Origin of the sequence: Massilia sp. S19_KUP03_FR1, from assembly GCF_036688685.1 — a bacterium.
In the GTDB taxonomy this organism is placed as follows: domain Bacteria; phylum Pseudomonadota; class Gammaproteobacteria; order Burkholderiales; family Burkholderiaceae_D; genus JALYUM01.
This window is the reverse complement of sequence record NZ_JAQQPS010000021.1, coordinates 1-23,625: the sequence shown is the minus strand read 5'-3', so window position 1 is coordinate 23,625 and position 23,625 is coordinate 1. Positions and strand designations below refer to the sequence as shown.

The 23,625-nt window shown below is 65.5% G+C and carries 17 protein-coding genes; 5 read left to right on the top strand and 12 right to left on the bottom strand.

Annotated elements, in window-relative coordinates; genetic code table 11:
• Positions 1–13: 13 nt before the first annotated feature.
• The 5 genes from V6M87_RS21110 to V6M87_RS21090 form a co-directional block, all read right to left on the bottom strand.
• Positions 14–886, bottom strand: coding sequence for an ADP-polyphosphate phosphotransferase (locus tag V6M87_RS21110; RefSeq protein ID WP_332878636.1), 873 nt, complete (start codon positions 884–886; stop codon positions 14–16).
• A gap of 163 nt (positions 887–1,049) precedes the next feature.
• Positions 1,050–1,289 carry a hypothetical protein gene (locus V6M87_RS21105; RefSeq protein WP_332878635.1) on the bottom strand — a complete coding sequence of 80 codons (240 nt, stop codon included), beginning with the start codon at positions 1,287–1,289 and terminating at the stop codon, positions 1,050–1,052.
• Positions 1,290–1,426: 137 nt separating this feature from the next.
• Positions 1,427–2,707 carry a hypothetical protein gene (locus tag V6M87_RS21100; protein ID WP_332878634.1) on the bottom strand — a complete coding sequence of 427 codons (1,281 nt, stop codon included), beginning with the start codon at positions 2,705–2,707 and terminating at the stop codon, positions 1,427–1,429.
• Positions 2,708–2,820: 113 nt separating this feature from the next.
• The gene (locus V6M87_RS21095) at positions 2,821–4,092 is read right to left on the bottom strand and encodes an MFS transporter (RefSeq protein ID WP_332878633.1); all 1,272 of its coding nucleotides are present in this window, start codon (positions 4,090–4,092) and stop codon (positions 2,821–2,823) included.
• Positions 4,089–5,198 (bottom strand): LacI family DNA-binding transcriptional regulator, encoded by a 1,110-nt coding sequence (locus tag V6M87_RS21090; RefSeq protein WP_332878632.1) that lies wholly within the window; start codon positions 5,196–5,198, stop codon positions 4,089–4,091. The genes V6M87_RS21095 and V6M87_RS21090 overlap by 4 nt, the downstream gene beginning before the upstream one ends.
• A 262-nt stretch (positions 5,199–5,460) precedes the next feature.
• On the opposite strand from V6M87_RS21090, the gene V6M87_RS21085 reads away from it, so the two are divergent.
• Together V6M87_RS21085 and V6M87_RS21080 are read left to right on the top strand one after the other, a co-directional pair.
• Complete coding sequence (locus V6M87_RS21085; protein WP_332878631.1) at positions 5,461–8,139, top strand: TonB-dependent receptor; 2,679 nt, start codon at positions 5,461–5,463, stop codon at positions 8,137–8,139.
• A gap of 89 nt (positions 8,140–8,228) precedes the next feature.
• Positions 8,229–9,017 carry a DUF1868 domain-containing protein gene (locus V6M87_RS21080; RefSeq protein ID WP_332878630.1) on the top strand — a complete coding sequence of 263 codons (789 nt, stop codon included), beginning with the start codon at positions 8,229–8,231 and terminating at the stop codon, positions 9,015–9,017.
• Between the two features lie 57 nt (positions 9,018–9,074).
• Here V6M87_RS21080 and V6M87_RS21075 read toward each other — a convergent pair whose 3' ends face one another.
• Together V6M87_RS21075 and V6M87_RS21070 are read right to left on the bottom strand one after the other, a co-directional pair.
• Positions 9,075–10,205: an esterase-like activity of phytase family protein gene (locus V6M87_RS21075; RefSeq protein ID WP_332878629.1), complete on the bottom strand. Its 1,131-nt coding sequence runs from the start codon at positions 10,203–10,205 to the stop codon at positions 9,075–9,077.
• Positions 10,205–12,664: a TonB-dependent receptor domain-containing protein gene (locus V6M87_RS21070; RefSeq protein WP_332878628.1), complete on the bottom strand. Its 2,460-nt coding sequence runs from the start codon at positions 12,662–12,664 to the stop codon at positions 10,205–10,207. The genes V6M87_RS21075 and V6M87_RS21070 overlap by 1 nt, the downstream gene beginning before the upstream one ends.
• A 290-nt stretch (positions 12,665–12,954) precedes the next feature.
• Here V6M87_RS21070 and V6M87_RS21065 point away from each other — a divergent pair, with 290 nt between their 5' ends.
• The gene (locus V6M87_RS21065; RefSeq protein ID WP_332878627.1) at positions 12,955–13,713 is read left to right on the top strand and encodes a GntR family transcriptional regulator; all 759 of its coding nucleotides are present in this window, start codon (positions 12,955–12,957) and stop codon (positions 13,711–13,713) included.
• Between the two features lie 6 nt (positions 13,714–13,719).
• Here V6M87_RS21065 and V6M87_RS21060 read toward each other — a convergent pair whose 3' ends face one another.
• Positions 13,720–15,087, bottom strand: coding sequence for an NCS2 family permease (locus tag V6M87_RS21060; RefSeq protein WP_332878626.1), 1,368 nt, complete (start codon positions 15,085–15,087; stop codon positions 13,720–13,722).
• Positions 15,080–16,015: a carbohydrate kinase family protein gene (locus V6M87_RS21055; RefSeq protein WP_332878625.1), complete on the bottom strand. Its 936-nt coding sequence runs from the start codon at positions 16,013–16,015 to the stop codon at positions 15,080–15,082. Before V6M87_RS21055 ends, V6M87_RS21060 begins: the two co-directional genes overlap by 8 nt.
• A 172-nt stretch (positions 16,016–16,187) precedes the next feature.
• Here V6M87_RS21055 and V6M87_RS21050 point away from each other — a divergent pair, with 172 nt between their 5' ends.
• Both V6M87_RS21050 and V6M87_RS21045 read left to right on the top strand, forming a co-directional pair.
• The gene (locus V6M87_RS21050; RefSeq protein ID WP_332878624.1) at positions 16,188–16,841 is read left to right on the top strand and encodes a hypothetical protein; all 654 of its coding nucleotides are present in this window, start codon (positions 16,188–16,190) and stop codon (positions 16,839–16,841) included.
• 41 nt (positions 16,842–16,882) lie between these two features.
• Complete coding sequence (locus V6M87_RS21045) at positions 16,883–17,974, top strand: nucleoside hydrolase (RefSeq protein ID WP_332878709.1); 1,092 nt, start codon at positions 16,883–16,885, stop codon at positions 17,972–17,974.
• A 46-nt stretch (positions 17,975–18,020) separates the two neighbouring features.
• Here the strand turns inward: V6M87_RS21045 and V6M87_RS21040 are convergent, their stop codons facing one another.
• The 3 genes from V6M87_RS21040 to V6M87_RS21030 form a co-directional block, all read right to left on the bottom strand.
• Entirely contained in the window at positions 18,021–21,311 is a 3,291-nt protein-coding gene (locus V6M87_RS21040) for a phage tail protein (RefSeq protein ID WP_332878623.1), read from the bottom strand.
• Between the two features lie 4 nt (positions 21,312–21,315).
• On the bottom strand, positions 21,316–23,310 hold the full coding sequence (locus V6M87_RS21035) for an ATP-binding protein (protein ID WP_332878622.1): 1,995 nt from the start codon (positions 23,308–23,310) through the stop codon (positions 21,316–21,318).
• Positions 23,311–23,320: 10 nt separating this feature from the next.
• Positions 23,321–23,625, bottom strand: a 305-nt coding sequence (locus tag V6M87_RS21030) for a hypothetical protein (protein WP_332878621.1), incomplete at its 5' end; no start/stop codon positions are given.

Below are 23,625 nucleotides of genomic sequence, written 5' to 3'. Positions count from 1 at the left end.
CGCGGCGGGCGCCTCAGCCCGCTGTCGAGAGCAGTTTGCGCACGGCCTGCAGTTCGTGGCGGCGCGCTTCGCTGACCGTCGGATAGCTTAGCTGCAGGCCGGTCAGGGCATCGAGCACGATCTGCGACACGATCAGGCGGGCATTGTGCTTGTTGTCGGCCGGCACGATGAACCAGGGTGAATCGGTGGTGCTGGTCGCAGCCAGTGCTTCGCCGTAGGCATGCATGTAGTCGTCCCAGCAGGCGCGCTCGGTCATGTCCGCTGCGCTGAATTTCCAGTTTTTGTCGGGCTCATCGATACGGGCCAGCAGTCGCGTGCGCTGCTCTTCCTTCGACAGGTGCAGAAACACCTTCACGATGCGGGTGCCGTTGGCATGCAAGTGGCGCTCCATGTCGACAATCGAGCGGAAGCGCCCTTGCCAGATGGCGTCGTCAGCGGCGGCGTCCGGCACCGCTTCAGCCTGCAACAGGCTGTCATGCACGCGCACGATCAGCACCTCCTCATAATAAGAGCGATTGAAGATGCCGATGCGCCCGCGCTCGGGCAGGTCGCGCGTGGTGCGCCAAAGAAAATCGTGCTGCAGCTCGCGTGGACTAGGATGCTGAAAGCTGCATACCTGGCAACCTTGTGGATTGATTCCCGACATCACGTGCCGGATCGCGCCGTCCTTGCCGGCGGTATCCATGGCCTGAAACACCAGCAGCAAGGCGTGTTGATTTGAGGCATACAGCATGCGTTGCAGCGCGCTCAACTGCTTCACGTGATCCTTCAGGCGCTTGTGGTATTGCTTCCCGGAGATGCACAGCGGGTCGGTACGGGTGTGCCACAGACCGAGGTCGACGGTGTTGCCTTCTTGCACCCGAAACACATCGGCGTCTATTTTCATGCGGCGTTGATTCCTTTGCTACGGCGTGCGCGATCGCCAGTCATGTGAGCGTCACATAGCGCTTGTACAGTGTGGCTGTCTGCAGTTGCAACACGCAACGGCAACAGCCACAGTCCGGTTCGGCTCAAGCACCGGCACCAATTCCCATCATCGCCTGACCTGGTCAGTGCCGGTGAATGAAGGTCGCGATGGCCAGCTTGTCATCGTCGCGCATCTGCAAACCCGACAGGACGCGCTGGATGATGGCCGGGGAAATACCACGGTTCTTCATGTACTCGATGGCACTGACGGTGTTGACTTGAAGCTTGAGCAACATACCCTGCCTGACCACAGCCGCGTCAAACGTTTCACCCTGGGTATTTTTATACAAATTCGTGCGCCGGTTCACTCTGCTGGTATGCATGATGTCCTCACTGTCGGGTTGGAATACCCATTGAGTGTAGTGCATCCCGGGACGGCGTGCCGTAACCCGGTCATCATCGCCCTTGACGCAACAGGGACGATCGGGCCACATTTACTCCACACCGAAAACGCACACCGTCACGCTGATCTGCCGACGATCTCGCCGATCAGGTCTGCCTGTAACAGCACGCTCGACTGGCCGCCATGGCCCAGCAGGAACATCGCGCGGCCGTTGGAATAAATGATGCTGCCGTCAGCCAGTAAATCATAGCTGGCGACGTTGGTGGCCAATACAGTCTCCTGGCCCTGGCGGGTCCTGCTGACCAGTTCCCATGAGCGTGGCACGAGCGATGCAACACCATTGATTGCGTTCTCCTTGCGCAGCGCCTTTTCGGCATCAATGTGGCGCCCTTTCAGGATGATGTGCTTGATGTCGGCGTGCACTTTCGGTCCAGCCGCACCAGTGAGCGGCTTACGGCTGTACATGAGCGAAAAAAAATTCAGGTAGTGGAACACTGCGCGCAATAGACGGAAAGGAAACAGCAGGGTGTCGATGAATATGTTGCCGGCAGAGTAATTCGTGCCGACGTACGGACGCCGGATGAAGTGCAATACACCATCAGCCGAGACACGCGGATGCAGGAAGTCGTGCTCGCTGGACTCGAGCACCGTCTGAATCCTGCCACTGCGCATATCAAGCTTCTGGATCGTCGTGTGACCGGTTGCCGCTACATACCCCTGCGGGCTGCGCGCCAGCCCGGCTGACTGGTACACGATCGTGTCGGGTTCGTTGTGCACCCAGGCGGGTGCAGCGTCGACGGTGTCGCCAGCGGTCATTTCCCGGAACTGGTTGCCTTCGATGTCGAGCGTGGCGATATTGCTGATGCCATCCGGAGCGACGGCGCTGGCAATGATGCGGCTGCCGCCTGCATCGAGCTGCAGATCAGACAGGTCGAGCCTTTGCTTGTGCAGCAGACGCAGTTCCACGCCCGTATCGAGGTCGAACGTGAATAGTCCGCCAATTGTATTGTCACTAAGAAAATACAGCAGACCCCGGTCCTTGTGGAATATTGCCGAGCTGAACCGGATGCCCGCCCCGGCCCCTTCAAAGTCGCGCACCCCGCCGTGCGCCGCGACCTGGAAGCTGGTGCCTTGCTTCCAGGCGTTGCGCTCCTTGCTGCGCTCGAGGCGGTCAACCACCTGCTGAATATAGGGGCTGCCAATTTCGCGTGCCGGGCCGTTATCGGTCTTGCAAAAAAGCTTGCCGCCAGAAATATAGGCAACGGACATTCCCTGCAGGGATGCGCTGCGGGCACTTTCGGCAATGCCAGGGGCAGGGCGCGTTGCATGATAAAACCACGCCACCAGTGCGACGATCAAAACCAGGCCAATCAGAATGTGCACCGCGCGCTCCTTCAAAGATCAGAACTCACTATAAAGTAAGTTTTAGTCGAGAAATAGTTTTACTTCGTTTTCGACCCGACATCGGCAGGAAACGCCGGTCCGGTCTTCAGGAATGTGGCACGCTGGAATTACCCCAGCGGTTTGAGGTGGCGGGCAAACACCAGGCCGACGAGCGCGCAGGCAAGCGGCACTGCGCCCATCGCCAGCACGACCGGCGCCAATCGGCCTGTGTTCGCGGCACCGGCCTGGTGCGCGCCGAGGATCGCCCCGATGGCCAGCGTGCCCAGCGCCGATGCGCACTTCTGGCTGAAGGTGAGCAGGCCGAACACCACGGTTGGCGCCAGCGGCGCAGGGGTACGTGCCGAGGCGGACGTCAGGTTGGCCACTGCGGTCCACAGCAGCATGCCGAGTCCCTGCAGGCCAAAGCCGACCAGAAAGCCGGTCGCCGGCAGCCATGCGACGGCGCCGGTGCCAGGCAGGAGAAACGCGCCGGCGCCGGCAATGGCGGACATGGCACAAACCCTGCAGGCCACCGGCACGTTCCAGCGGCTGGCGACCCAGAACGTGACCGGCTGGCTGGCGATGCCGCCACACGCCACGGCGGCTAGCAGCGTGCCGCGCGCCGCCTGCGTGGTTAATATATACGCGGCAAAGTAGGGTTCCAGTTTGGTGAACACGACGGCGCAGGCGCTCACACCAAAAGCCAGTCCCAGCAACCGGACCAGGCCCCGGCGGGTGCGTGCGGCGCTGACATCCTGACTGCTGGCCGGCGCGGCCGAAGCAGCCGCCAGCGGCCAGCCTGCAGTCGCGCTGCGCGCCACCCAGAGGAAGCCGAGCGCCGTGGACACTGCCGTGATGCCGACGATGGCGCCCAGTGCGGCGAAGGCGGCGCTGGGGCGCGCGTGCGCCAGCAGCAGCGCCGCCGCCCCCGCGATTGCCAGCGATGCCAGCCCCGAGCACACGAAGCGCAACGATGCGAGGCCGGCGCGCAGGCGGTCGCCACCTGGCGCCAGGCTCAGGATGGCGTTCTGTGGCACGTCGTAGAAGGCGTAGGCCAGGCGGAACACCAGGCCGATCGCCATGGCCGCGATCACATGCTGGCCGCCAAACAACAGCTCCATGCCGAGGAACAGGAAAAAGGCCAGCCCGGCGCCGCAGGCGCCCCAGGCCTGGACGCCGGCGGCGCTGCGCACGGAGCGTGCGTGCGTGCGCAGCAGATGGCCGACCGCGATGTCCATCAAGCCGCTCGCGAACAGCGCGCTGGCGAGCACGGCACCCATGACCTGCGGCGCCATCCGGCACACTTCGGTGAGATAGAACGCGAACAGTAATTCGCTGCTATGCCACATCAGGCTCTTGCCGAAATGGCCCACACCGTAGGCGCGCCACAGCGCAGTCATTCCGGTCCGGGCAAGGGCGATGGCGGCGCTCCTGCCGGTGCTGGCCGAGTGCCAACAGCGCTGCTTTCGCGCAGCACCAAGCTGGTTGCGAACATGTGCTGCGGCAAGAGATCGTCCGTGCGCCCTTCGATCCGGTCGACCAGGATCTGCACCGCCATGGTCGCCATGTCGTACACGGGCGAGTGGACGCTGGTCAGCGGCGGCACGCTGAAATCGTCGTATTGCATATTGTCGAAGCCGACCACCCGGACCTCGGACGGGACGCGGCGCCCGATGTCATGCAGGCCCTTGAGCGCGCCCAGCGCCATGCGGTCGCTGGCGAAGATCAGGGCGTCCGGGCCGGCACTACTGCCACACAGCTGCTGCGCGATCCGGTGGCCGCTGGCGAGCGACCAGTCGCCGGCCAGCGCCCAGGCCGGGTCGACCGGCAGACCGTGTTGCTGCATGGCTGTACGGTAACCGTGCAAGCGTTCATTGACGTCTTCGTTGGCGCGCCCATCGCGTTCGCCGGAAATGAAGGCGATGCGGCGGCACCCCTGTGCATGCAAATGGTCGACCACTTGCGCGCTGGCCACGGCATTGGTCTGGGCCACATAGGGCAGGGCGGGGTCGCGCGTGCCGAAGACGACGAGCGGAAAATGTTCGCGCTGCAATTCGAGCAGGACCGGGTTGGCCACCGTTTCGACGATGGCAATCACGCCGTCGATGCGGCCGGCCTGGAACAGCTGGCGCACCTCGGCCAGCGCGTTGGCATCCTGGTCGTTCTGGTGGCGCTGCAGCAAGGCGTAACCTTGCGCGTCGGATGCCCGGCCGAGCATCTGCAGCACATTGTTCCAGTAGGTATCCTGGATCTGGAACGAACGGTTATCGTAGGTTGCGCGCGCGCCAAAGGAAATGCACGCCAGGGTCTTGGTCCGGATCTGGCGCATCGAGCGGGCCGCCATGCTCGGCACGAAATGGAGTGCATCGATCACCGCGCGGATGTGCGCCAGGGTTTTTTCGGCCACCTTTTCAGGGTGATTCAGGACCAGCGACACGGTCTGGAAACTGACTCCGGCCTGGACGGCCACGTCGCGGATCGTCGCGCGTTTTGGTCTATCTGACATGGTGCACCGCGCTGGTTTTACATGCAATTATTGTCATTGAGTATCCTTCCGGCGCCGAGCTTACCTGAACTCCAGCGGCAGCGCGAGGGTCGCGCTAAAAATACTATCGGTCACACGGCTGTCAAAAACAACAAGTACTCTCAGTTTCATTAGAACGTTCTAATTTGTTTGCCTCAAGCAGTAATTAGAACGTTCTAATCCTTATATTCGGCGCCGTCATGCCCTTCCGTGCAGGCCGGTCAGTCACAACAGAGAGGATCCAATGAAGATGAAGCTAACCGCGCGGCGGACTATAGGGTGGTCGATCATCGCCCTGGCCGTGAATAGTGTCTTGACCACGATGGCGGCGGCAGCGCCTGGCAATGGCTTCCAGGATGGGCAGGCCAGTGTGGCCCCCGGGCCTGCCGATACGGATGCGGCAGGCGTGATGCCATCCGTGCTGGTCACTGGCATGCGCTCCATCAATGCGCGCAGCATTGCCGCGAAACAGGACGCCGACGTGGTGGTCGATACGGTGGCCGCGGACCAGGTGGGCAGATTGCCCGACTTCAATATGGGCGACGCCCTGAAACGTGTCACCGGCGTCAACGTCATGTTGTACCAGGGCGAACCGCGCTACATCGTGGTGCGCGGCCTCAATGGCGGCTACAACACCACGCAGATTGATGGCTTCGCGCTCGCCGGCGGCGACATCGGCAGCCGCCAGCAACTGATGGAAATGCTGCCATCGAACTTCGCCAGCCGCATCGATGTGATCAAGAGCTTCTTGCCGCAGCATGACGGCGCGGCCGTCGGCGCCGTGGTCAACATCCTGACCGCCAGTGGCTACAGCCTGCCGGACAATACGCTGACCCTGAGCGCCAAGGGCGGCAAAAACCTGATGAGCAGCCAGTACGGCGGCAACACGCCGACCGGCGAAGCGTCGGCCAAGTGGGCCAAGCGCTTTGGTGCCAACGACGAATTCGCGTTCCTGGCCAGCGCCAGCTACTGGACGCGCGAGATCTACGTGCCGCAGACCGAGAGCGGCGGCACGATGTACTTTTTTAACCCGAACGGCACGCGCAACACCAGCGCGTATGCCGGCAACGGGTTTGCCGTGCCGGCGCAACGCTTGTGGTACGACTACGACGATTTGCGCCAGCGCCGTGGCCTGACCACGCGCCTGGACTGGCGCCCGTCGGACGCGCTCAGCGGTCACGTGAGCGCGTTCTATTTCAGGCAGATGGAAAGCGCCGACCGGAACACCCAGAACGCCTCGGTCAATTCCACCACAACGGTGTCCAACCAGAGCGCGACCACCGGCACCCTCAGTTCGGTGAACCAGTTGATCCAACTGGGGCGCTTGCGCTGGCAGCGCTCGCTCGGCGGCGTCAACGGCGAGCTCAATTTCCAGCTCGACCGCGACTGGAAAACCGACCTGCGCGCCAGTGTCTCGCGCGGTACCGTCGACAACCCGCAGATGTTCGACAACTACACGCAGTCGAACATGGCGTTCAACTACGACTGGACCGGCGCCGGCGCGCCCGTCTTCACGCCGGTCAATGGCGCGAATGCGGCCAACCCGGCAAAGTATGGCTTCACCCAGCATGAGTCCACCGAGCAGAACTATACGTCGAAGGTGCGCGACCTGCAGTGGAACGTGAAGCGAAATATGGGCGACGATGCGCGCGGCGTCGGCCTGGCCTTCGGCCTGCGCGCGGTGCGCTCCGACATCGATTCCACCTACCGCAGCGTGTTCGACAACGGCAAACCGTTCACGCTGGCGGACGTCGCAGGCAGCGGCACGCTGTGCGGCCTCAGTTGCACCAAAATGCTGCTGATCGATCCCGCGCGCGTCGATGCCATGTTGAAGACGTATGCGGCGGCCGGGACCTCGGTCGTGAATATCGCGACCCAGTACGGCTCCACCTATGCCGTGGCGGAACAGGTCAATGCCGCCTACCTGCAAGGCCGCTTCAAGGCCGAGCACTGGATGGTGGCGGGCGGCGTGCGCACCGAGGAAACCGAGGACGCTATGCGCGGCTGGACCCAGGCCCGCAATGTATGGGCGCCGGTCGAGCGCGAGCACACCTACCGCAAGTGGCTGCCGTCCGTGACCGGCGTCTACCAGACCAGCGACAGCAGCAAGCTGCGCGTCGGCCTGTCGCAATCCATGGGGCGGCCGCGCTGGAATCAGCTGGCCACCACCGGCGGCGTGCTCTCGAGCGGCGTGAATCCCACGCTCAGCCTGGGCAATACCGATCTCAAGCCGCGCTCGTCGAACAACGTCGATGTGGGCCACGACTGGTACCTGGACGGCGGGCGCGGCATCGTTTCGGTCGGCCTGTTTCACAAGACGATCAGGGACGAGATCTTCACTTGGGGCGAAAGCACCAGCATGGACATCAATGGTGTGCCGACCATGGTCGTGGTGACGCAGCCGCGCAATGCGGCCGGCAAGGTCCAGCTGTCGGGCCTAGAACTGGGCTTGACCAAGGACCTCGACTTCATCGCCCCGGCCTTGCGCGGTTTTGGCATCAGTGCGAATGCGACGTTCACCCGGGCCCGGTATCCGGTCATCCTGCAGAACGGCGCGACGACGTCCACCCAGACGCTGTCGACCATGCCGCAGCGGCCGAGCCAGCAATGGAATATGACCTTGTACTACGAGCGCGCGCGGCTGCGCGGGCGCCTGGCCTGGAACCACGTCGGCACGCTGTGGGATGACCGCTATCCGAACTACACGGTGGCCGGGTTCTATGCCAACCGCTTCCAGCAGAAGACCAACAATATCGACTTCCAGCTGGGCTATGACGTGACGAAAAAACTTGCCGTGTCGCTCGACGTGATCAACGCAACCGGGCAAAGCATGCAATACAACTACGGCCGCAACCAGGAAAACCAGCAATCGGCCTGGAAACTGGCGCCGTCGGTGCTGGTCGGGCTGAACTACAAGATGTAAGCGCGCCGGCCATCCGCAGCGTGCATGCGACGCGGATGGCCCTGGTCCGACCGGTCAATTTTTATGTTTTGAACCACACGCGGAGCACCATGAATACATTATCGCGACGTCACTTCCTTACCGCCGGCGCACTGGCAGCGGCCGTCCCCGGCTTGTCTGCGGGCACGGCGACAGCGTCCGTTTTGCCCACTTCCCGCCCGCCCCGGGATGTGGGCAGAAAATTCCGCGCGGACGGCACCGTCATGCCGTTCGGCGGGAATACCTTCATCGGCCACGTGGAGCAGCAGGGGGCCGGCTACGAGAGTTTCGACGGCCTGCTCGATATCTACCGCGAGGCGCCTGGCCACGCGTTCGCCGCGAAGATCGCCTGGACGCCACCGAGCAGCTACCACATCACGATATTCGGCGGCCTGAACGATGAAGACCAGGGCACGCGCCGCTGGCCACAGGGAGTGGCGCCGGCCATGCCGGTTGCCGCGGTCACCGCGCAGTGGCTGCGCCAGCTGCAGGATCATGCGCGCCTGGCCGAGCCGCGCTTCGAGTTCGCCTTCGACGCGCCCAGGTTCATGACCGAAGGCGCGCCCCACGTGCCACTGCAACCGGCCAACGAGCGCACCGCCAGAAGGCTGGCGGCGTTGCGCGATGCGCTGGCGCAGTTCACCGGCATCCGCGACCGCAACCACGATAGCTATCGCTACCACCTGACCTTCGGCTACATTTTCCAGATGTTAAACGAACAGGAAGCCCGGGCCTTGCAGGCGGCCACCGGGCGCTGGGTGCAACGGCTGGCTGCACGCAGCGGCACGATCGCCATACCCGCCGTGCAGTTTTGCAGCCTGGCCGACATGTACGCTTTCCGCGTGCTGCACGCGCTGTAACAGGCGCCTGCTCCGCCAGCGGGGGCGCCGGCCCGTGATGGGGTCGACGAACAGGGCCTAATCCTGCCGCACCTCGTATGCCAGCAGCTGGGTGACCTGGCTGGCGCTGAAATTGTCGTCCGATACCAGCACCAGGCTGCGCCGGCCATGCGCCAGCAGCGGTCCCCATGCCATGCCCTCGATGTTGTCGACCCGTTCCAGGCCGCTGGCGTTGAGGTTGAGCAGGAGGCGCTTGCGCATCGGCCGCACCCCAGCGCCGGCCAGCGCGGCGCGCCCACGAATGTCGTCCGCACCCGCCAGATCCGCGATATACAGCCGTATATAAAAGCGGAACACGCCGGTGCTATCCTGCACGCCGGAGCGTTCCAGCACCAGCATCGTGTGCGCATCGATCATCAATAGATCGGCCACGCCGTTGTCGCTGAAACGCCCCGGTGCCGCCAGAGCTTGCACTGCGTCGAGCGGATACGCGTATTGGGCCAGCATCTGGCCGGTGCGGTCGAACTGGCTGAGGCGGGTCAGGGCGCCGTGGGTGGTGTCGGCCAGCGCGCCATCCTGCAATAGGGGGGCTTCCATGGCCAGCCACAGCGAGCGGCCGTCCGGGGCGAAGGCCAGGCCCTCGAAGCTAAGGTTGCTGCGCGGCCCCGTCGCCTGGCTGGCGTCGAGGCAGAACCGGGCCGGCATCGGCAGGCTGGTGCGCCAGGCGCCGTCCGGGTGCGCCTGGCGCACAAAAGGCGCCATACCGTATGGTCCGTTTCCTTCGCTGGTGTACCAGATGCTGCCATCGTCCGGATCGACCCGGATCGCTTCGATGTCGGGCACCGCATCGCCCGGTTTCCTGGCGCTGGCGGGCGACGGATAGGCGCTGCCATCCGGTTGCATGAATGCATGCACGGCGTCAAATGTGACGGCCCGGAACGCAGTTGCGTCGAGATCGAAGTGGGCGCTATAAAAGCGCGCCGCGCCGTGTTCGGCGCGGTCGTCGCTGGCCATCACCCAGCTGCCGCGCCGCGCATCGTAGTCGATGCCCGACAAGCCGCCCACCAGCGTACCCTGGAACGGCTGCTGGTGGGCGATGCGCTGCTCGCCGATGAAGCGCAGGCGCGCGCCGGCGCCCAGGCCGGGTGGTGCCGCGCAGGCCGCCAGCAGACTGGCTGCCAGCAGCAGGCCGGCTGGCCGCAGACGCATCAGAACTTCACGCGCATCGACGCGTACAGCGTGCGCGGGCTGCCGAGGAAATAGCGGCCCGTGGTCAGCGCGTTGGAGCTGGTCAGTTCGGTGCCGACGCCGCCCAGGTAGCGCCGGTCGAACAGGTTGTCGACGTTGAAAGCGAACTCGGTGCGGCTGCCAAATCCGAACAGGCTGCCACTCGGTTTGTACGTCACATTCAATCCCGTCAGCGTGTACGCGGGCATGTACTGGCGCGGATAGACCGCCGGACCGCCCGTGATGACCGTGTTGGGCACGTCGCCGTAGGTGCCGGCCGCTTCACCCACATAATGCAGGTTGGCGCTGACACGCCAGCTGGCGGCCGGCTTCCAGGTGGCTTCGGCAAAAGCGCTGCGGCGCGGTGCGCCCAGCACCGGGTCGCCCGACTTGATGCCTTCGGCCGGGGTATTGCCGACGTAATGGGCGTCGTTGTACGAGAAGTTTGCATACAGCTCGTACAGGCTGGCGCTGGCACGCAGGCTGGCCTCGACGCCACGCGAGCTGATCCCGCCCTGGTTGGCAAACGTGGTGGTGGCGTCACGCGAAAAAATGTCGCCGTTCGGGTTGCCGTTCTGGATCGAGATGCGGTCGCGGTAATCGATTTTATAGGCGGACAGCGATGCGCCATAACCGTTGCTGCCGGTCCAGCGCACGCCGACATCCTTGTTGACCGAGGTCTCCGGCTTGATGCCGGCCTTGGCGTCGACCGCGGCGGTGCCTTCGAAGACGGTATCGGGAATGGCGCTGAAGTTTTTCGCGCCGCTGGCAAACACTTCCCAGTCGTCGTCGATGCGGTACAGGGCGGCCAGTTTTGGCAGCAGTTTCGAGCTCACCTGCAGGGCGCGCGTGCCGGAAAATTCGACCGGCGAAGCGTAGTCTTCGCGGAAGCGCTGGTAAGTCGCGCCGAGGTCGAGTTGCAGGCGGCCGTCCAGCAGGCTGACCTTGTCCTGCACATAGGCCATGGCCGTGTTCGACGAATAATGGCGGTCCTGGGTGACTGAATACAGCGCGCTTTCGTCGAACGCGCCGCCCACACCTGGGTCAGTGGCGGCGAACCAGTTGCGCACCTTGTTGCGCGTGGTGCGCTCGAACCAGCCGCCGACGCGGATGCGCTGGAATTCGCCCAACGCCGCGGAGACTTCGCCCACGGTGCCCTGGCGGTCGATGCTGTTGTCGCTGCGCCGCGTGCTTGCCTCGCGCGCGCCCCATTGGGTCACCGGATTCATTGCATAGCGCGCCGCTGCCGGGCAACCCGCCGCGGCCAGCGCGGCGCTGCTCGATCCGGTTGGAATGGCGACCGCGGTGGTCGGGAGCAGGGCGCCGTTAGCGCCGCGCTGGTACTGGTTGCGGTAGCACTCCTGCACCGTGGCGACTGGTTTACCGCCCGGCGCGACCGTGCTGTAGGCCAGGCCGTTGGCCGGCAGCTGGACGTAGGGCACATAAAACCAGCCATTGCCTTCCTGGTTGTGCCAGTAGGGCTTGAGCGTCAGCTTGCCGGTTTCGCCGAAGCGCTGGGTCCAGTCGACGTGGACCAGGATGTCTTCGCTGTTGATGCCGCGCGTGCCGCGGTAATTCTGGTCGACGGCGGGATTGCCGGTCCAGGTGTCGGTCAGGCCGTCGGTATTCGGGTTGCCGTAAAACGTCGCCTTGTACAGTTTGGCCGACTCCGCCAGCAGGGCGACCGCGTCATAGTCGTTGTCGCTGAACTTGTTGTAGCTGACGGTGCCGCGCAGGCTGGAGCCGCCACCCAGGTCCTGCAGCACGCGCACGTCGGCGTGGCGGCGCGTATTGCGGCCCGCTTCGTCGCCGGGCCAGGTGCGCACGTATTCGCTCGAGTAATCGAGGTAGGCGCTGGTGCCGGCGGCCGACTTGCCGGTATCGACGCGCAGAAACGCGCGGCGGTAGCCGAAGCTGCCGCCGGCCACTTCGAGTTCGCCACCGCGTTCTTTGGCCGGGTCGCGCGTCTTGAAGTCGATGTAGCCGCCCAGCGCCTGGTTCGACGGCGTGCCCAGGTCGCCCGCGGTTTGCGACACGTCCACGCGCACCAGGTTGGCCGGATCGAGCAGGCGGTTCGGCATCGTGCCGCCATTCGACAGGGTCGAACCGTTCGGGATGCCGTCGATGGACACGCCGATCTGCTCCTTGTTAAACCCGCGCATCGACAGGCGCATCGAAAAGCTGCCGGTCAGTGCATCGCTCGACGTGGCCTGCATGCCAGGCACGCGCGCCAGCAGTTTCAGCGGGTCGAGGCCAGCCGGTTGCTCGGCAATGGTGGCCTGGTCGATCACGCTGTTGGCGCGCGCCTCGCCTTTGCCCAGAATCTGCCCGGTGATCTGTACCACGGTCGGCGCCGCGTCCGCTGTTTGCTGCGCCTGCGCCGTGCCCCATTGCAGCATGGCCATGGACCCGGCTGCCAACATTCCCAATTTCGCTTGCATAGTGCTCTCCTGTGAAGTAAGTCGGTCAATCGCAAGGACCGCTGCGCGCTGCAACGCGAGTCGTCCTTCAGTGAGCTGGATGTTATATTGGTTCGTACCAGTTGACAATGTAAACAATGAGAAATAAATTGTGTGCTATGAAAGAACATATTTTTATCCATAAGAAAGTACGCGCAATGCGAAAAATTGGTGCGTACCATTGTCACAATGGTGTCATAATCAGCAGCTTGCCGGCGTTTCGCTAAAATAAAGTCCCGATTTCCTTCCAGCTTTCATCACCAGGTAACAGAATGCGACCACGAATCAACGACCAAGAAGCGCCCAAGGCTGCGCTGCCGCTGTACCAGCAACTGGCGGAGACGCTGAAACACCTGATGGAGGCCGGCAAAATCGGCGCGGGCGAGCCGATGCCGGGCGAGCGCGAGCTGGCGCTGACGCACCATGTCAGCCGCGACACGGTGCGCAAGGCCATTCGCCTGCTCGAGGAGCAGGGCTTGCTGTACAGCGACCACGGGCGCGGCACCTTCGCCGCGCCCGCCGCGGTGCGCCAGATGTCGCGCTTCCTGGACAGTTTTACAGCGGACACCATCAAGCGCGGCAGCGTGCCGGGCCAGACCATTCTGCTGATGGAGACGGTGGCGGCGAACATGGCGCTGGCCAGCCTGCTGCACATGCAGCCGGACGAGCCGCTGCTGCGCATCAAGCGCGTGCGCCTGACCGATGGCAAGCCGATCGGCTTGCAGGAGTCATTCCTGCGCCTGCCGGCCGGCGCCCACCTGGAACAGGAAGAGCTTGAGCGCGGTGGCTCGCTGTACCGCATCCTGATCGAGAAGTTCGGCATCACGCCATCCGAGAGTCTCGAGAGCGTGGGCGCCGTGGCGGCGCAGGCCGACGATGCGGCGCTGCTGGGCGTGGCGCCCGGCACGCCGCTGCTGTTGTGCGAGCGGGTGATGCTGTCGGACCGGCGCGAACCGGTCGAGTACTGCGAAATGAAGTACGCGCCGCCGTACCGCTACAAGTCGCGCATCAGCAAGGGCAGCGCGTCCTGACTGCGCTTACCCAAGCGCGCCGCGCAAGGCCAGGTACAGCACGAAGACGGCGTCCAGGCCCATTACCATGCTGCCCGGCCAGCGCTGGCGCGCCGCCAGCATGACGGTGTAGGCAAAGCAGCCGAGCGCCAGCGCCACCATCAGGTCGGCACAGCAGGCCGTTACCAGCAACATCAGCAGCGGCGGGACATAGTGTTCCGGCGCGGACGTATCGAGTTCGCGCAGGCCGTCCAGCATGCACAGCCCCACCATCACCAGCACCGGCGCCGTGGCGCACGCAGGGATGGCAGTGAGCAGCGGCGCGCAGAACAGCGCCAGGCCGAACAGGGCGACCACGGCCAGGCCAGACAGGCCGGTGCGCGCGCCCGCTTCCACGCCCGCCACCGATTCGACGTAGGCGGTCACGGTGGAGGTGCCGGCCACGGCGCCGATCACGCTGCCCAGTGCGTCCGCCGCGAACGCCGCCCGTGCCTGCGGCAGGTCGCCCTCGGGCGTGAGCAGGCCGGCGCTGCGGATCACCCCGAACATGGTCGCGGTGCCGGAAAAGAATTCGATCAGCAAGAAGTACAGCGTGACCGGCAACAGCAGCATGAAATGCACAAGGAAACCGCGCAGGTCGAGCGCGAACAGCAGTTCGCCGGACAGCACCGGCGCGCCGAACCAGGCGCCGGGCAGCACGGTCAGTGGCGCGCCGTCCGCGCCGCGGCAAAATAGTCCCAGCGTCGTCACGCTCAAGATCGTCAGCAGGAAAGCGCCGGGCACGCGCCGCACCAGCAGCATGGCGGTGAGCAGGATTCCGCCCAGGGTCAGCCAGGACGCGCTGTCGTGCAGCCTGGAGAACGCCACCAGGCTGGCGCCATCGGCCACCAGCAGGCCGCCGCTGCGCAGCCCAAGCCACGCGATGAACACGCCGATCGAACACTGCATGCCGATTTTGACCGGTTCCGGAAAGGCGGCGACGATGCGCGCGCGCCAGCGCGTCAGCGACAGCGCCAGGAACACCAGCGCGTTGAGCAGCACCATCGCCAGGCCGGTCTGCCACGGCACGCCCATCTGGCCGACCACCACCTGGGCGAACACGATGTTGGTGCCCATACCGGGCGCCAGCGCAATCGGCAGGTTGGCCCACAAGGCCATCACCAGCGTGGCGGCCATGGCAGACACGATGGTGGCCAGGAACAGGCCATGGCGGTCCATGCCGGCGCCGGCCAGGATGGCGGGATTGACGACGACGATATAGCTCATGGCCGCGAAGGTGGTGCAGCCGGCCAGCACCTCGCGCGCCGGCGTGGTGCCGCGCGCGCTGAGCTGGAAGAACTTGTCCAGGCGCGCGCTCCAGCGTGCGCCGTCCTGTGCGTGGGTCAGGTCACGCATGCGCCAGTACCGCCGCAATTCTGACCCGGGTCGGCAGCGCCGCGCGCGCGCCCATGGCGCTGACCGCGATGCTGCCGGCGGCACAGGCGAAGCGCAGCGCGGCGGCGCTATCCTGACCTTCGAGCAGGGCGGCCAGGAAGGCACCATTGAAGCTGTCGCCGGCGCCGGTGCTGTCGACCACCTCGGCGGCGAAGGCCGCTTGCGCCAGGGCCAGGCCGGGAGCCGCCAGCATGGCGCCGCGCGCGCCGCAGCTCACCACCAGCATGCGCGCACCATGCGCCAGCAAGGCGGCCTGCTGGCCGGCCTCGGGCGGCGCGCCCATGATGGCGCGGTAGGTGGTGTCGTTCATGAAGGCCAGGTCGCACCTGGCCAGCAGATATTGCAGCTGGTCCGGGCCGGACACCATCGCCGCTTCGATATCGATGGCCAGCGCGCAGCCGGCGGCGCGCGCGAGCGCGTGCACCTCATCGAATTCAGCCAGGTCATACGGCATGGCGTACACCATGCGGCATTGCGCCGCAGCGGCGGCAAAGCTCGCGCGCTCCAGCAGCGGGCCCGGCATGGGGGCATACACCAGGGCTTTCTCGCCGGATGCTTCGATCATCACCAGCGCGGTGGGCGAGACGGCACCGTCGACGTCGCGCAGGCAGGCGGTGTCGACGCCGAAACGCTGGTATGCGCGGCGCAGGAATTGGCCGTCGCCGTCAGCGGCCACGCGGCCATACGCCAGCGTCGGCCGGTCCAGCAGGGCCGCGGCGCAGGCGACATTGGCGACCGTGCCGCCGGCCGCCGGCGGCAGGCGCCGCCCCAGCACTTTCTGGTCGGCCGCCGGCGCGCGCGTCACTGTAAACAGCAAGTCGAGGGTGGGGTCGCCAAACGCCAGCAGGTCGTAGCGGCGCTGGGCCGGGAAGTTCAATGCTGCGTCCATCGACTTGCTCCTGCATTAAGTGAGTAGGGATTGATGAGAGCTGGTATGTACCAAAGTGACGTGCCTGACATCCTGCCAGGCCAGGTAAAAGCGTATTGATACAAAAATAAAAATTGGCTATTCCGGCTTTTTCAGGTAGTGTTGGTACGTACCAATAAATATAACACTGATCATGACCAATTTCTATACGGCACCACAATATATTACGTTCACCGGCATCGACCGTGCCGACCTGCTGCCTGGCATGCTCGATCTGTCGGCCCGCTATCCGATCGAATGGGGCGTGCTGGTCGACCAGGCGCAGGAAGGCGCGCCCCTGTTTCCCGGCGCGCAGGTGCGGCGCGTGCTGCAGGCCGCGCCGCTGCGTCTGTCCGCCCACTTGTGCGGCCAGGCCGCCCGGGCCGTGGTCGAAGGGGCGGCGGTCACAGTCGACCTGGCCGGTTTTGCGCGGGTGCAGGTCAACCACGGACGGGCCGGCAGCAGCGCGCGTGACATTGCGCACGGCGCGCGTTTCGGCGCCAGCCATGGCGTGCGCGTGGCGCTGCAGTGCCAGGGCGACTTTCCGCGTGACGGCCGCGTCGACTGGCTGTACGACGTCTCGTTCGGCACCGGTGTGCGGCCTGCCGCGTGGCCGGCCATCGATGCGGAACAGCTGTTTTGCGGTTACTCCGGCGGCCTCAATCCCGCCACGGTGCGCGCGACGCTCGCTGCGCTGCCGGTGGCGCCGGGTGCGGCCTACTGGATCGACATGGAGTCCGGCGTGCGCACCGACAACCGCTTCGACCTGGCCAAGTGCGAGGCAGTCTGCCGCGCCGTATTCGACTGAACTGATTCGATGGTTGGGAGACAGTGATGCGCAATCTTTTCATGGCCGTGACGTGCGCGATCGCGCTGATCGGGACCGGCCAGGCCGCAACGCCCAGGGTGATCATCGACAGCGACTTCGGCACGCTCAACGACGACGGCCAGCTGCTGGCCATCGCCGCGCAGCTGCATGCGCGCGGCCGCATCGAACTGCTGGGCTTGACCGTGGTATCGGGCAACCAGTGGCTGCGCCAGGAAGTGGCGGAGGCCTTGAAAGCGGTGGAGCGGCTCGGTATCGAGCGCGACGTGGGTGTGTATGCGGGCGCCAACCGCCCCCTGTCGCACGACCTGGCGACCGTCCTGGAAGAGCAGCGCCTGTATCCGGGCGGCGACGGCTACCTGGGCGCCTGGCGCCGCCCGGAACCGCTGGTCGACGCGGACCTGGTGGCGCCGCCGGACGGGTTTGCAACCCGCACCTCGGTGCGCCCGCAAAGCGCGCCCGACTTCCTCGCCGCCACGGTGCGCCGCCATCCGGGTGAGGTCACCATCCTCGCCATCGGGCCGCTGACGAACATCGCCTTGGCCGTGCGGCGCCATCCGGACATCGTCCCCCTGATCAAGGAAATCATCTACATGGGCGGCGCCTTCGAGGTGCCGGGCAACACCTCGGCGCGCGCCGAATTTAACTGGTGGTTCGATCCCGAGGCGGCCCGTACCGTGTTGCGGCTGCCGCTGCGGCACGTGATTTTCCCGCTCGACGTGACCGATACCGTCAAGCTCGACAAGGCCGTCTACGACCGCGTCGTGTACGGTGAGGCGAAGGAGGGCATCATCGCTCGCCTGTTCGGGCAACTCAACGGTTATGGCTATGACGGCAAAAACGGCTTCGAAACCAACCCGGCCTACAGCACCGACGTGTGGGACACCCTGACGCTCGCTTACCTGCTCGACCCGGCCTACGCCACCCGCGCGGTGCGCCGGTGGGTCGACGTCGAGACGGCGGTGGGGCCGGAGAATGGCCGCGCGCGCGCGTGGGCGAGCGCGCGCCCCGGCCTGCAGCCGGCATGGATCGTCGAGCGCTTCGACAATCGCCGCTTCTTCGATTTTTACGTTGACGGGCTGACGCAGCCGGTACCGGTGCGGCTGCGGCGCTAGCGTGCTTCTGGCCCGGCACGCTGCGTGCATTGCCAGGCATGCTCTGTCACCCTCTTGTGCTTCTGACCAGCAAATAAATGGGTTTCTTGGCTTCTTCCCGCACCTGGTGTACTTTTTTTTCTTCTTCGCCGATTTTTACCTTCAGGCTCTTCACTTTCGCGCCGCTGCTGCGGTTTTCTCCACTTGCCAAGGGCCAGAGATTATCCAGGCGGTCTGGTCCGCCAAGCTGGCGTTCCAGGACATGGTCGCCGTCGAGTTTGTCACCCGTTGGCGAGAAGCCGTACCGTGCGAACTTTTTGTTGATCAGGCCGCCACCACCGGTACTCTCCTTTCCGTCGTAGGTGAGCAACACGCCAGTGGCCAGCGACGCGAACTGGCTCGACAGTCCAACCTTTTCGCCATCGAGCGTTTTCCTGCTGGTTGGAGGATAGACCTTGACCTCACCGTTCCAGTCGCCAACCACTTCTTTTCCCAACTTGGCGGTCAGCTCCTCCTTGGCAACTTCATGCTTTTTGGCAGCAAGCGCTGCCAGGACTGTCTGCTGGATCGTGACGCCATCGGGAACAGGTGGGCCGATGTACAACGTTACATAGCTGGAAGCTTTGCGTTTCGGATAGTCGATCAACACCGGGTTATCCTTGCTGCCGACCTCAGCGCCAGTGACGAGCAGGCTCGTCAGAATAGCTGTCATCTGGTCGAGCTTGGGGTTGAGTTCCTTTGACAAGTCCGCCACCCGCTGCTTGTCTTTCTTGTTATCGAACAGCGCCTTCTGGATCGCGCTGATTTCAGCCTCGAGTTCTCGGACCCTGGTGATGTTGGCCGCGGTACCTTTCATCGACACGAAGCGCTGGACAAAGCGACCTGGCTTTTGCGGCGTGCCGCTGTGAACGGCCAGGCGCGCGCTATCTTCGCTGCCGTCGAATTGCAGCGTGTGGCTTTCACCGCCACCTTTGAAGGGCAGCTTCTTCTTCCACCATTCGACGAGCTTTTCCGCCCCAGCCTTGAGCTTGCCAAACAGCTTCTTGACCATCGCGACCACCTTCGCGATGGCCTTGTCGATCGCCTTGTCGACCCTGGCCTGCACCTTCTCGATGAATTTTTTGATCTTGTCGCTGATGCCGCCCAGGCCGATCAGCCGGGCCAGGAAGCCGATCACGACGGGAATTGCGCTGGCCAGCGCCTTCTCGATCCAGCTGATGGCGCCGCCGATCGCGCCGGTGGCAATCGCATGCACGGAATTGACCACCGCCTCGACCAGCGTCATGATCTGCTGCGCTTTTTCGATGACGAACATCACCACGTTGTAGATCGCGATGACCGCCTGCACGATGGCGCCGGCCGGATTGAACATCGAGACCACCTTCGCCACCGCCTGCTTGATGACGGTTTCGATCAGCCAGTCCTGGATGGCGCCGATGACCATGTCCTTCAGGTTGGCCAGGTCTTCCTTGACCAGTTCCCACAGTTTGGCCACACCGCCTTCGATCAGGGCCTTGACGTATTCCGCCACCTTCTCGATCACACCTACCGCGCGCTCGCCGATCAGCTTGACGGCCTTGGCGCGCATTTTCTCGTACGTGATCCCCAGCACCCCCAGCACGAGTTTCAGAATGCTCGGCAGGGTCAGGTCGGCCGGCAGGGCGATGCCGGCCGATGCCAGCGAGGCGAACAGCCATTTGATGAAGCCGGCCTGCAGGTGCGTCCAGATATTGCCCACAAACGCGTTGAAGCCGCCCTTGACCGCAGCGAGCAGGTTGCCCAGGAAGCCGATCGGATCGTCGAGGATGAGCTGGATGGTTTCCTGCCCCTTTTTGATGAGTCCGAGCAGTTGCGCCTTGAACGCCATCATCGCCTTGACGATTTCGCCCAGCTTCTCGGCAAACTGCTGGAGCAGGCTCTTGTTTTCGTCCTGCATCTGCTTGAGCGATTCGTCGGCCTTGTCGAACGCATCCTTGTATTGCGAGGCCAGCGCCGACGCCAGCGCGTCCTTTTTTTCGTCGATGCTCGCTGCCAGCTCGGCAAACCGATCGGCCACGGCGCTTTCGGCCGCCTCGCCGGCCGCCTTCAGGCCGGCCGGCAGCTGCGCGACGTAGGCGCTGATCCGTTTCTGGCCGCCGGCGATATCGGCCTTGGCCTGCGCCAGCCGCGTCTCGACCAGGTCGGCGACACGGTCGATGAGCCGGTCCATCGCGGCCTGGAACACCAGCCGTCCCTGCACATAAAAGGCATTCACCTCGGGCGGCAGGCCAAGCACCTGGTCGGCAACCCAGCGCGCCAGACCGACCAGTGGAATCGACAGGTAGCGTTCCAGCTTGTAGTTAAAGAGTTTGTCGTCGACCCACGTTTTCATCGCCGCCAGGGCCGCCGCGATGCCGGGATCGAACAGTGCCGATACCTCCGCGTCGAGCTTGCCAAGGTTGCCTTCCACTTTGGCCCTGGTGTCGCTGTAGATGGCTTCGATGTCGGCGGCGACCTTTTTGCGCTCGGCTTCTTCCCTGGCGGCCTGCTGCTGCTGGCGCGTCATTACTTTGGCATTGCCGGCGCCGCGCGTCCCGGCCAGCAGCAAGGTGCCTTGTTTGCTACTCGATCCTGCCTTTGCGCGCGCGCCGGCCAGTAGCGCCGCCTCGTTGGCCCGAAAGCCGGGCGGCCCCTTGTCGGCCTGGGCCGCGACCTGCGCCTGCGCGCCCGCCACCGCCGAGAAACGTGGATCGTTGGCCTTTTGCAGCGTGTCGGGCTTGATTTTTTCGTCGTCCAGCGCCTGCGCCGTGTCTTTTTTCGATTGGTCGAGCGTCACGTCGGCGGCGCTTGCCGGCGCCGGCATGGCGCTGGCGCCAGCGACCGGGGGCGCCAGTGGCGTGGGTTCGGCGGGCAGGGTGGTCGAGGGCTGGGCCGGCACGGCACCGCTGTCGGGTGCTTTTTTTGTCGCCGTCTCCAGGGGACCGCTGGCGTCATGCGTTTGCTGGTCGACGCCGCCGCCGAGCGCGCGTTTCATCGTGCTGGCAACGCCGCCATCCATGAATTTTTCGGTGTCGCCGAGGGTCTTCGGCATCGCCTTGTCGATCTCGGCGCGCAACTGGGCCTTGAATGATTGCGGCTGCGGCCTGGGCGTCGGCGCCGCTTTCACCTCATCGACTGCTTTGGCCTTGGCCGCGGCGACGCGCTCGTTGGCCGGCGCTTTGGCCGAGTGCGACGCTTCGCGCGCCTTTTTGGCTGGCGGCGCGTGCTGTTTCAGTCTGGTCGCGCCGGCCTTGACCTGGTCGGTGACGGCCAGATAGCGTGGATCGGACTTGGGCCTGGCGACCCGGCGCGGCGTGGCGCGAACGGCGAGGGCGCACATGGCCTCAGCGCCCCAGCGGGAACAGGGCGTCGCCGCGCCGGTACTCGCGCCGCAGCGCGGCCATCAGCAGCGCTTCGGTCACGTGGCCTGACTGCACCAGCGCCGCCGACGCCGTATCGAGGACCACGTTGCGTACCTGCCCGCCGGTCAGCAGGCAGGATTCGGCGATCCGTGCGAGCGCGGCGTCGGGCACCGTGTGATCAGGCGGCAGGTGGGCGCGCCAGAGTGCCAGCCGCTGCTGCAGTTCGGGCGCATGGAAATGCACCAGCAGGTCGAAGCGGCGCAGGAAAGCGGGGTCGATGCGTTCGAGGGCGTTGGTGGTCACCAGCACCAGGCCACGGTGGGTTTCCAGGCGTTGCAGCAGGAAGTTGGTTTCCAGGTTGGCATAGCGGTCGTGTGCGTTGCCCACGTCGGTGCGGCGCGCGAGCAGGGCGTCGCCCTCATCGAGCAGCAACATGGTATCGAGCGCCTCGGCGGCGGCCAGCACGCGATCGAGGTTGCGCTCGGTTTCGCCGATGTATTTGCTCACCACCGACGCCAGGTCGAGCCGGTACAGCGGCACGCCCAGGCGTGCGGCAAGCACCTGGGCGGCCAGCGTCTTGCCGGTGCCGGATGGCCCGGCGAACAGCGCGCGCACGCCTGCGTTCAGGCGCGCTGCGAACGGGCCGGGCAGGGTTGCGCGCAGGTGGTCGCGCTGGGCGCAGCGCGCTGCCAGCGTGTCGAGGTCGCGCGCCAGTTCGGCGTCCTGCACCAGCCCCTCGCGCTCGGCGCCGCCGGTGCCCAGCCGGCGCGCCAGGTTGTCCAGTTCACCGGCGCCGCCGGCCAGCGCCACCTCGCGCAGGCCGGCCGCCAGTGCGCCACAGCCGGCATCGGCTGGCACCACCATGGTGCGCAGCGCGCTCACCAGGAAACCGGTCGACAGGTGCAGCCGCGCCGCCACGTCAGCGGCGTGCATGGCCAGCGCCGGCCCGCCATGGCGCGCGATCAGGGCCGCGCGCAAGGTGGCATCGGGCAGCGGCAGGCGTAGCACCAGGCTTGGTGCCGGCAGGTCGTCGATCGCATCGTCGCTGCCACAGACAATGCCGATCCAGCCCTCGTAGCCGGCCAGCCTTGGGAGGCGCAGGCGCTCGCCCGGGCTGGCGCGCAGGCGCAGGATCGGGCGCGCCCAGGCCAGCGTAGCGAACGCGCCCAGCCACGGCGGCTCGGCAGCGGCATTAATCGGCGGCCAGTCGATGATCAACGCGCGCCGCCCTTCGGCTCTGGCCAGCGCGGCCAGCACACTGGTGCGGCCATTGTGTTCGGCGCCGCGCGCCATGACAGTGGCGTAGTGCAGCGGCGCCAGCGGGGCATCGGCGTCCAGGCGTCCCAAGGCAGCGAGCGTCGCGCGCGTTGCATCGTCGAGCGTGAGATCCGCCAGTGCGGGCATGGCATCGAGCTCGCGCAGAACCACGCCGGGAACCGGCTGCGCCGGGGCCTCGCCGCGCACGGCAGACCAGCAATTGTCTTCCACTTCGTAGCTGCTGTCGGCGCGCGTGGCGCCGGGCTGGCAAGGCCGCAGCAGGCCGCATGCGAGCAGTGCGCGCAGGGCCGGACGCAGTCCTTCGCGCGGCAGCGTGCCCCACCAGGACTGCATCAGCGCCATGCCGGGACGGCGCGCGCCATCCTCCGGATCGAGCGCCTGGTAGACCGGACCGAAGCGGGCGTCTTCTTCGATCAAGCCATTGAGCATCCAGATTTCGACTGCGCTGGCCGACAGTTCGGCCGCTTGCGCCAGGCGCTGCAATGGCAGGTGCAGCACCTGTTCGGCCGATTCCAGCGCGCTGGCGTAGTCGAGCAAAAACGGGAAGCGCTCGGCGACGAGGTCTTCGCCCAGGCGCCCGGTCAGCGTTGCCGTCACCCGCCAGGCGGCGGCCAGCAGCAGCGCCCGAAAGGCGTCACCGCTTGGCGCCGGCAGGGTGGCCGTGCTGGCCTGGTCGGGGTCGACGTATTCGCGTTTCATGATGCGCCTGTCAATCGAACACCAGGCGCAGGCTGCGCCCCGTGCCGGGCAGCGGCCCCGGATCGCGGTCCAGTCCGGCGAGCCGCCACACGAGCGGATGCCCGTCGAGCGGCGTCACCAGCACCATCTCGCCTTCCGACACCCACAGCTGCGCGGCGGCGCCGGTGAACGCGCGCCCGACCAGCGCCGGCGTGGTGGCGAGCGCCGGCGCCAGGCGCGCACGCAGCGAGTACACATAGCGCGCCAGCCAGCGTGGCAGCGAGCCGGCCGGGGCATGGCGCAGCCGGCGCGGATGGGGGGCATGCACCCAGGCCG

What these genes read in the sequence shown, in the direction of transcription:
- V6M87_RS21045 (WP_332878709.1), top strand. Translation starts at nt 16,883, where the DNA reads ATGGCCGTGACGTGCGCGATCGCGCTGATCGGGACCGGCCAGGCCGCA.
- V6M87_RS21095 (WP_332878633.1), bottom strand. Translation starts at nt 4,092, where the DNA reads ATGACTGCGCTGTGGCGCGCCTACGGTGTGGGCCATTTCGGCAAGAGC.
- V6M87_RS21080 (WP_332878630.1), top strand. Translation starts at nt 8,229, where the DNA reads ATGAATACATTATCGCGACGTCACTTCCTTACCGCCGGCGCACTGGCA.
- V6M87_RS21110 (WP_332878636.1), bottom strand. Translation starts at nt 886, where the DNA reads ATGAAAATAGACGCCGATGTGTTTCGGGTGCAAGAAGGCAACACCGTC.
- V6M87_RS21090 (WP_332878632.1), bottom strand. Translation starts at nt 5,198, where the DNA reads ATGTCAGATAGACCAAAACGCGCGACGATCCGCGACGTGGCCGTCCAG.
- V6M87_RS21035 (WP_332878622.1), bottom strand. Translation starts at nt 23,310, where the DNA reads ATGAAACGCGAATACGTCGACCCCGACCAGGCCAGCACGGCCACCCTG.
- V6M87_RS21040 (WP_332878623.1), bottom strand. Translation starts at nt 21,311, where the DNA reads ATGTGCGCCCTCGCCGTTCGCGCCACGCCGCGCCGGGTCGCCAGGCCC.
- V6M87_RS21065 (WP_332878627.1), top strand. Translation starts at nt 12,955, where the DNA reads ATGCGACCACGAATCAACGACCAAGAAGCGCCCAAGGCTGCGCTGCCG.
- V6M87_RS21050 (WP_332878624.1), top strand. Translation starts at nt 16,188, where the DNA reads ATGACCAATTTCTATACGGCACCACAATATATTACGTTCACCGGCATC.
- V6M87_RS21055 (WP_332878625.1), bottom strand. Translation starts at nt 16,015, where the DNA reads ATGGACGCAGCATTGAACTTCCCGGCCCAGCGCCGCTACGACCTGCTG.
- V6M87_RS21060 (WP_332878626.1), bottom strand. Translation starts at nt 15,087, where the DNA reads ATGCGTGACCTGACCCACGCACAGGACGGCGCACGCTGGAGCGCGCGC.
- V6M87_RS21070 (WP_332878628.1), bottom strand. Translation starts at nt 12,664, where the DNA reads ATGCAAGCGAAATTGGGAATGTTGGCAGCCGGGTCCATGGCCATGCTG.
- V6M87_RS21085 (WP_332878631.1), top strand. Translation starts at nt 5,461, where the DNA reads ATGAAGATGAAGCTAACCGCGCGGCGGACTATAGGGTGGTCGATCATC.
- V6M87_RS21075 (WP_332878629.1), bottom strand. Translation starts at nt 10,205, where the DNA reads ATGCGTCTGCGGCCAGCCGGCCTGCTGCTGGCAGCCAGTCTGCTGGCG.
- V6M87_RS21105 (WP_332878635.1), bottom strand. Translation starts at nt 1,289, where the DNA reads ATGCATACCAGCAGAGTGAACCGGCGCACGAATTTGTATAAAAATACC.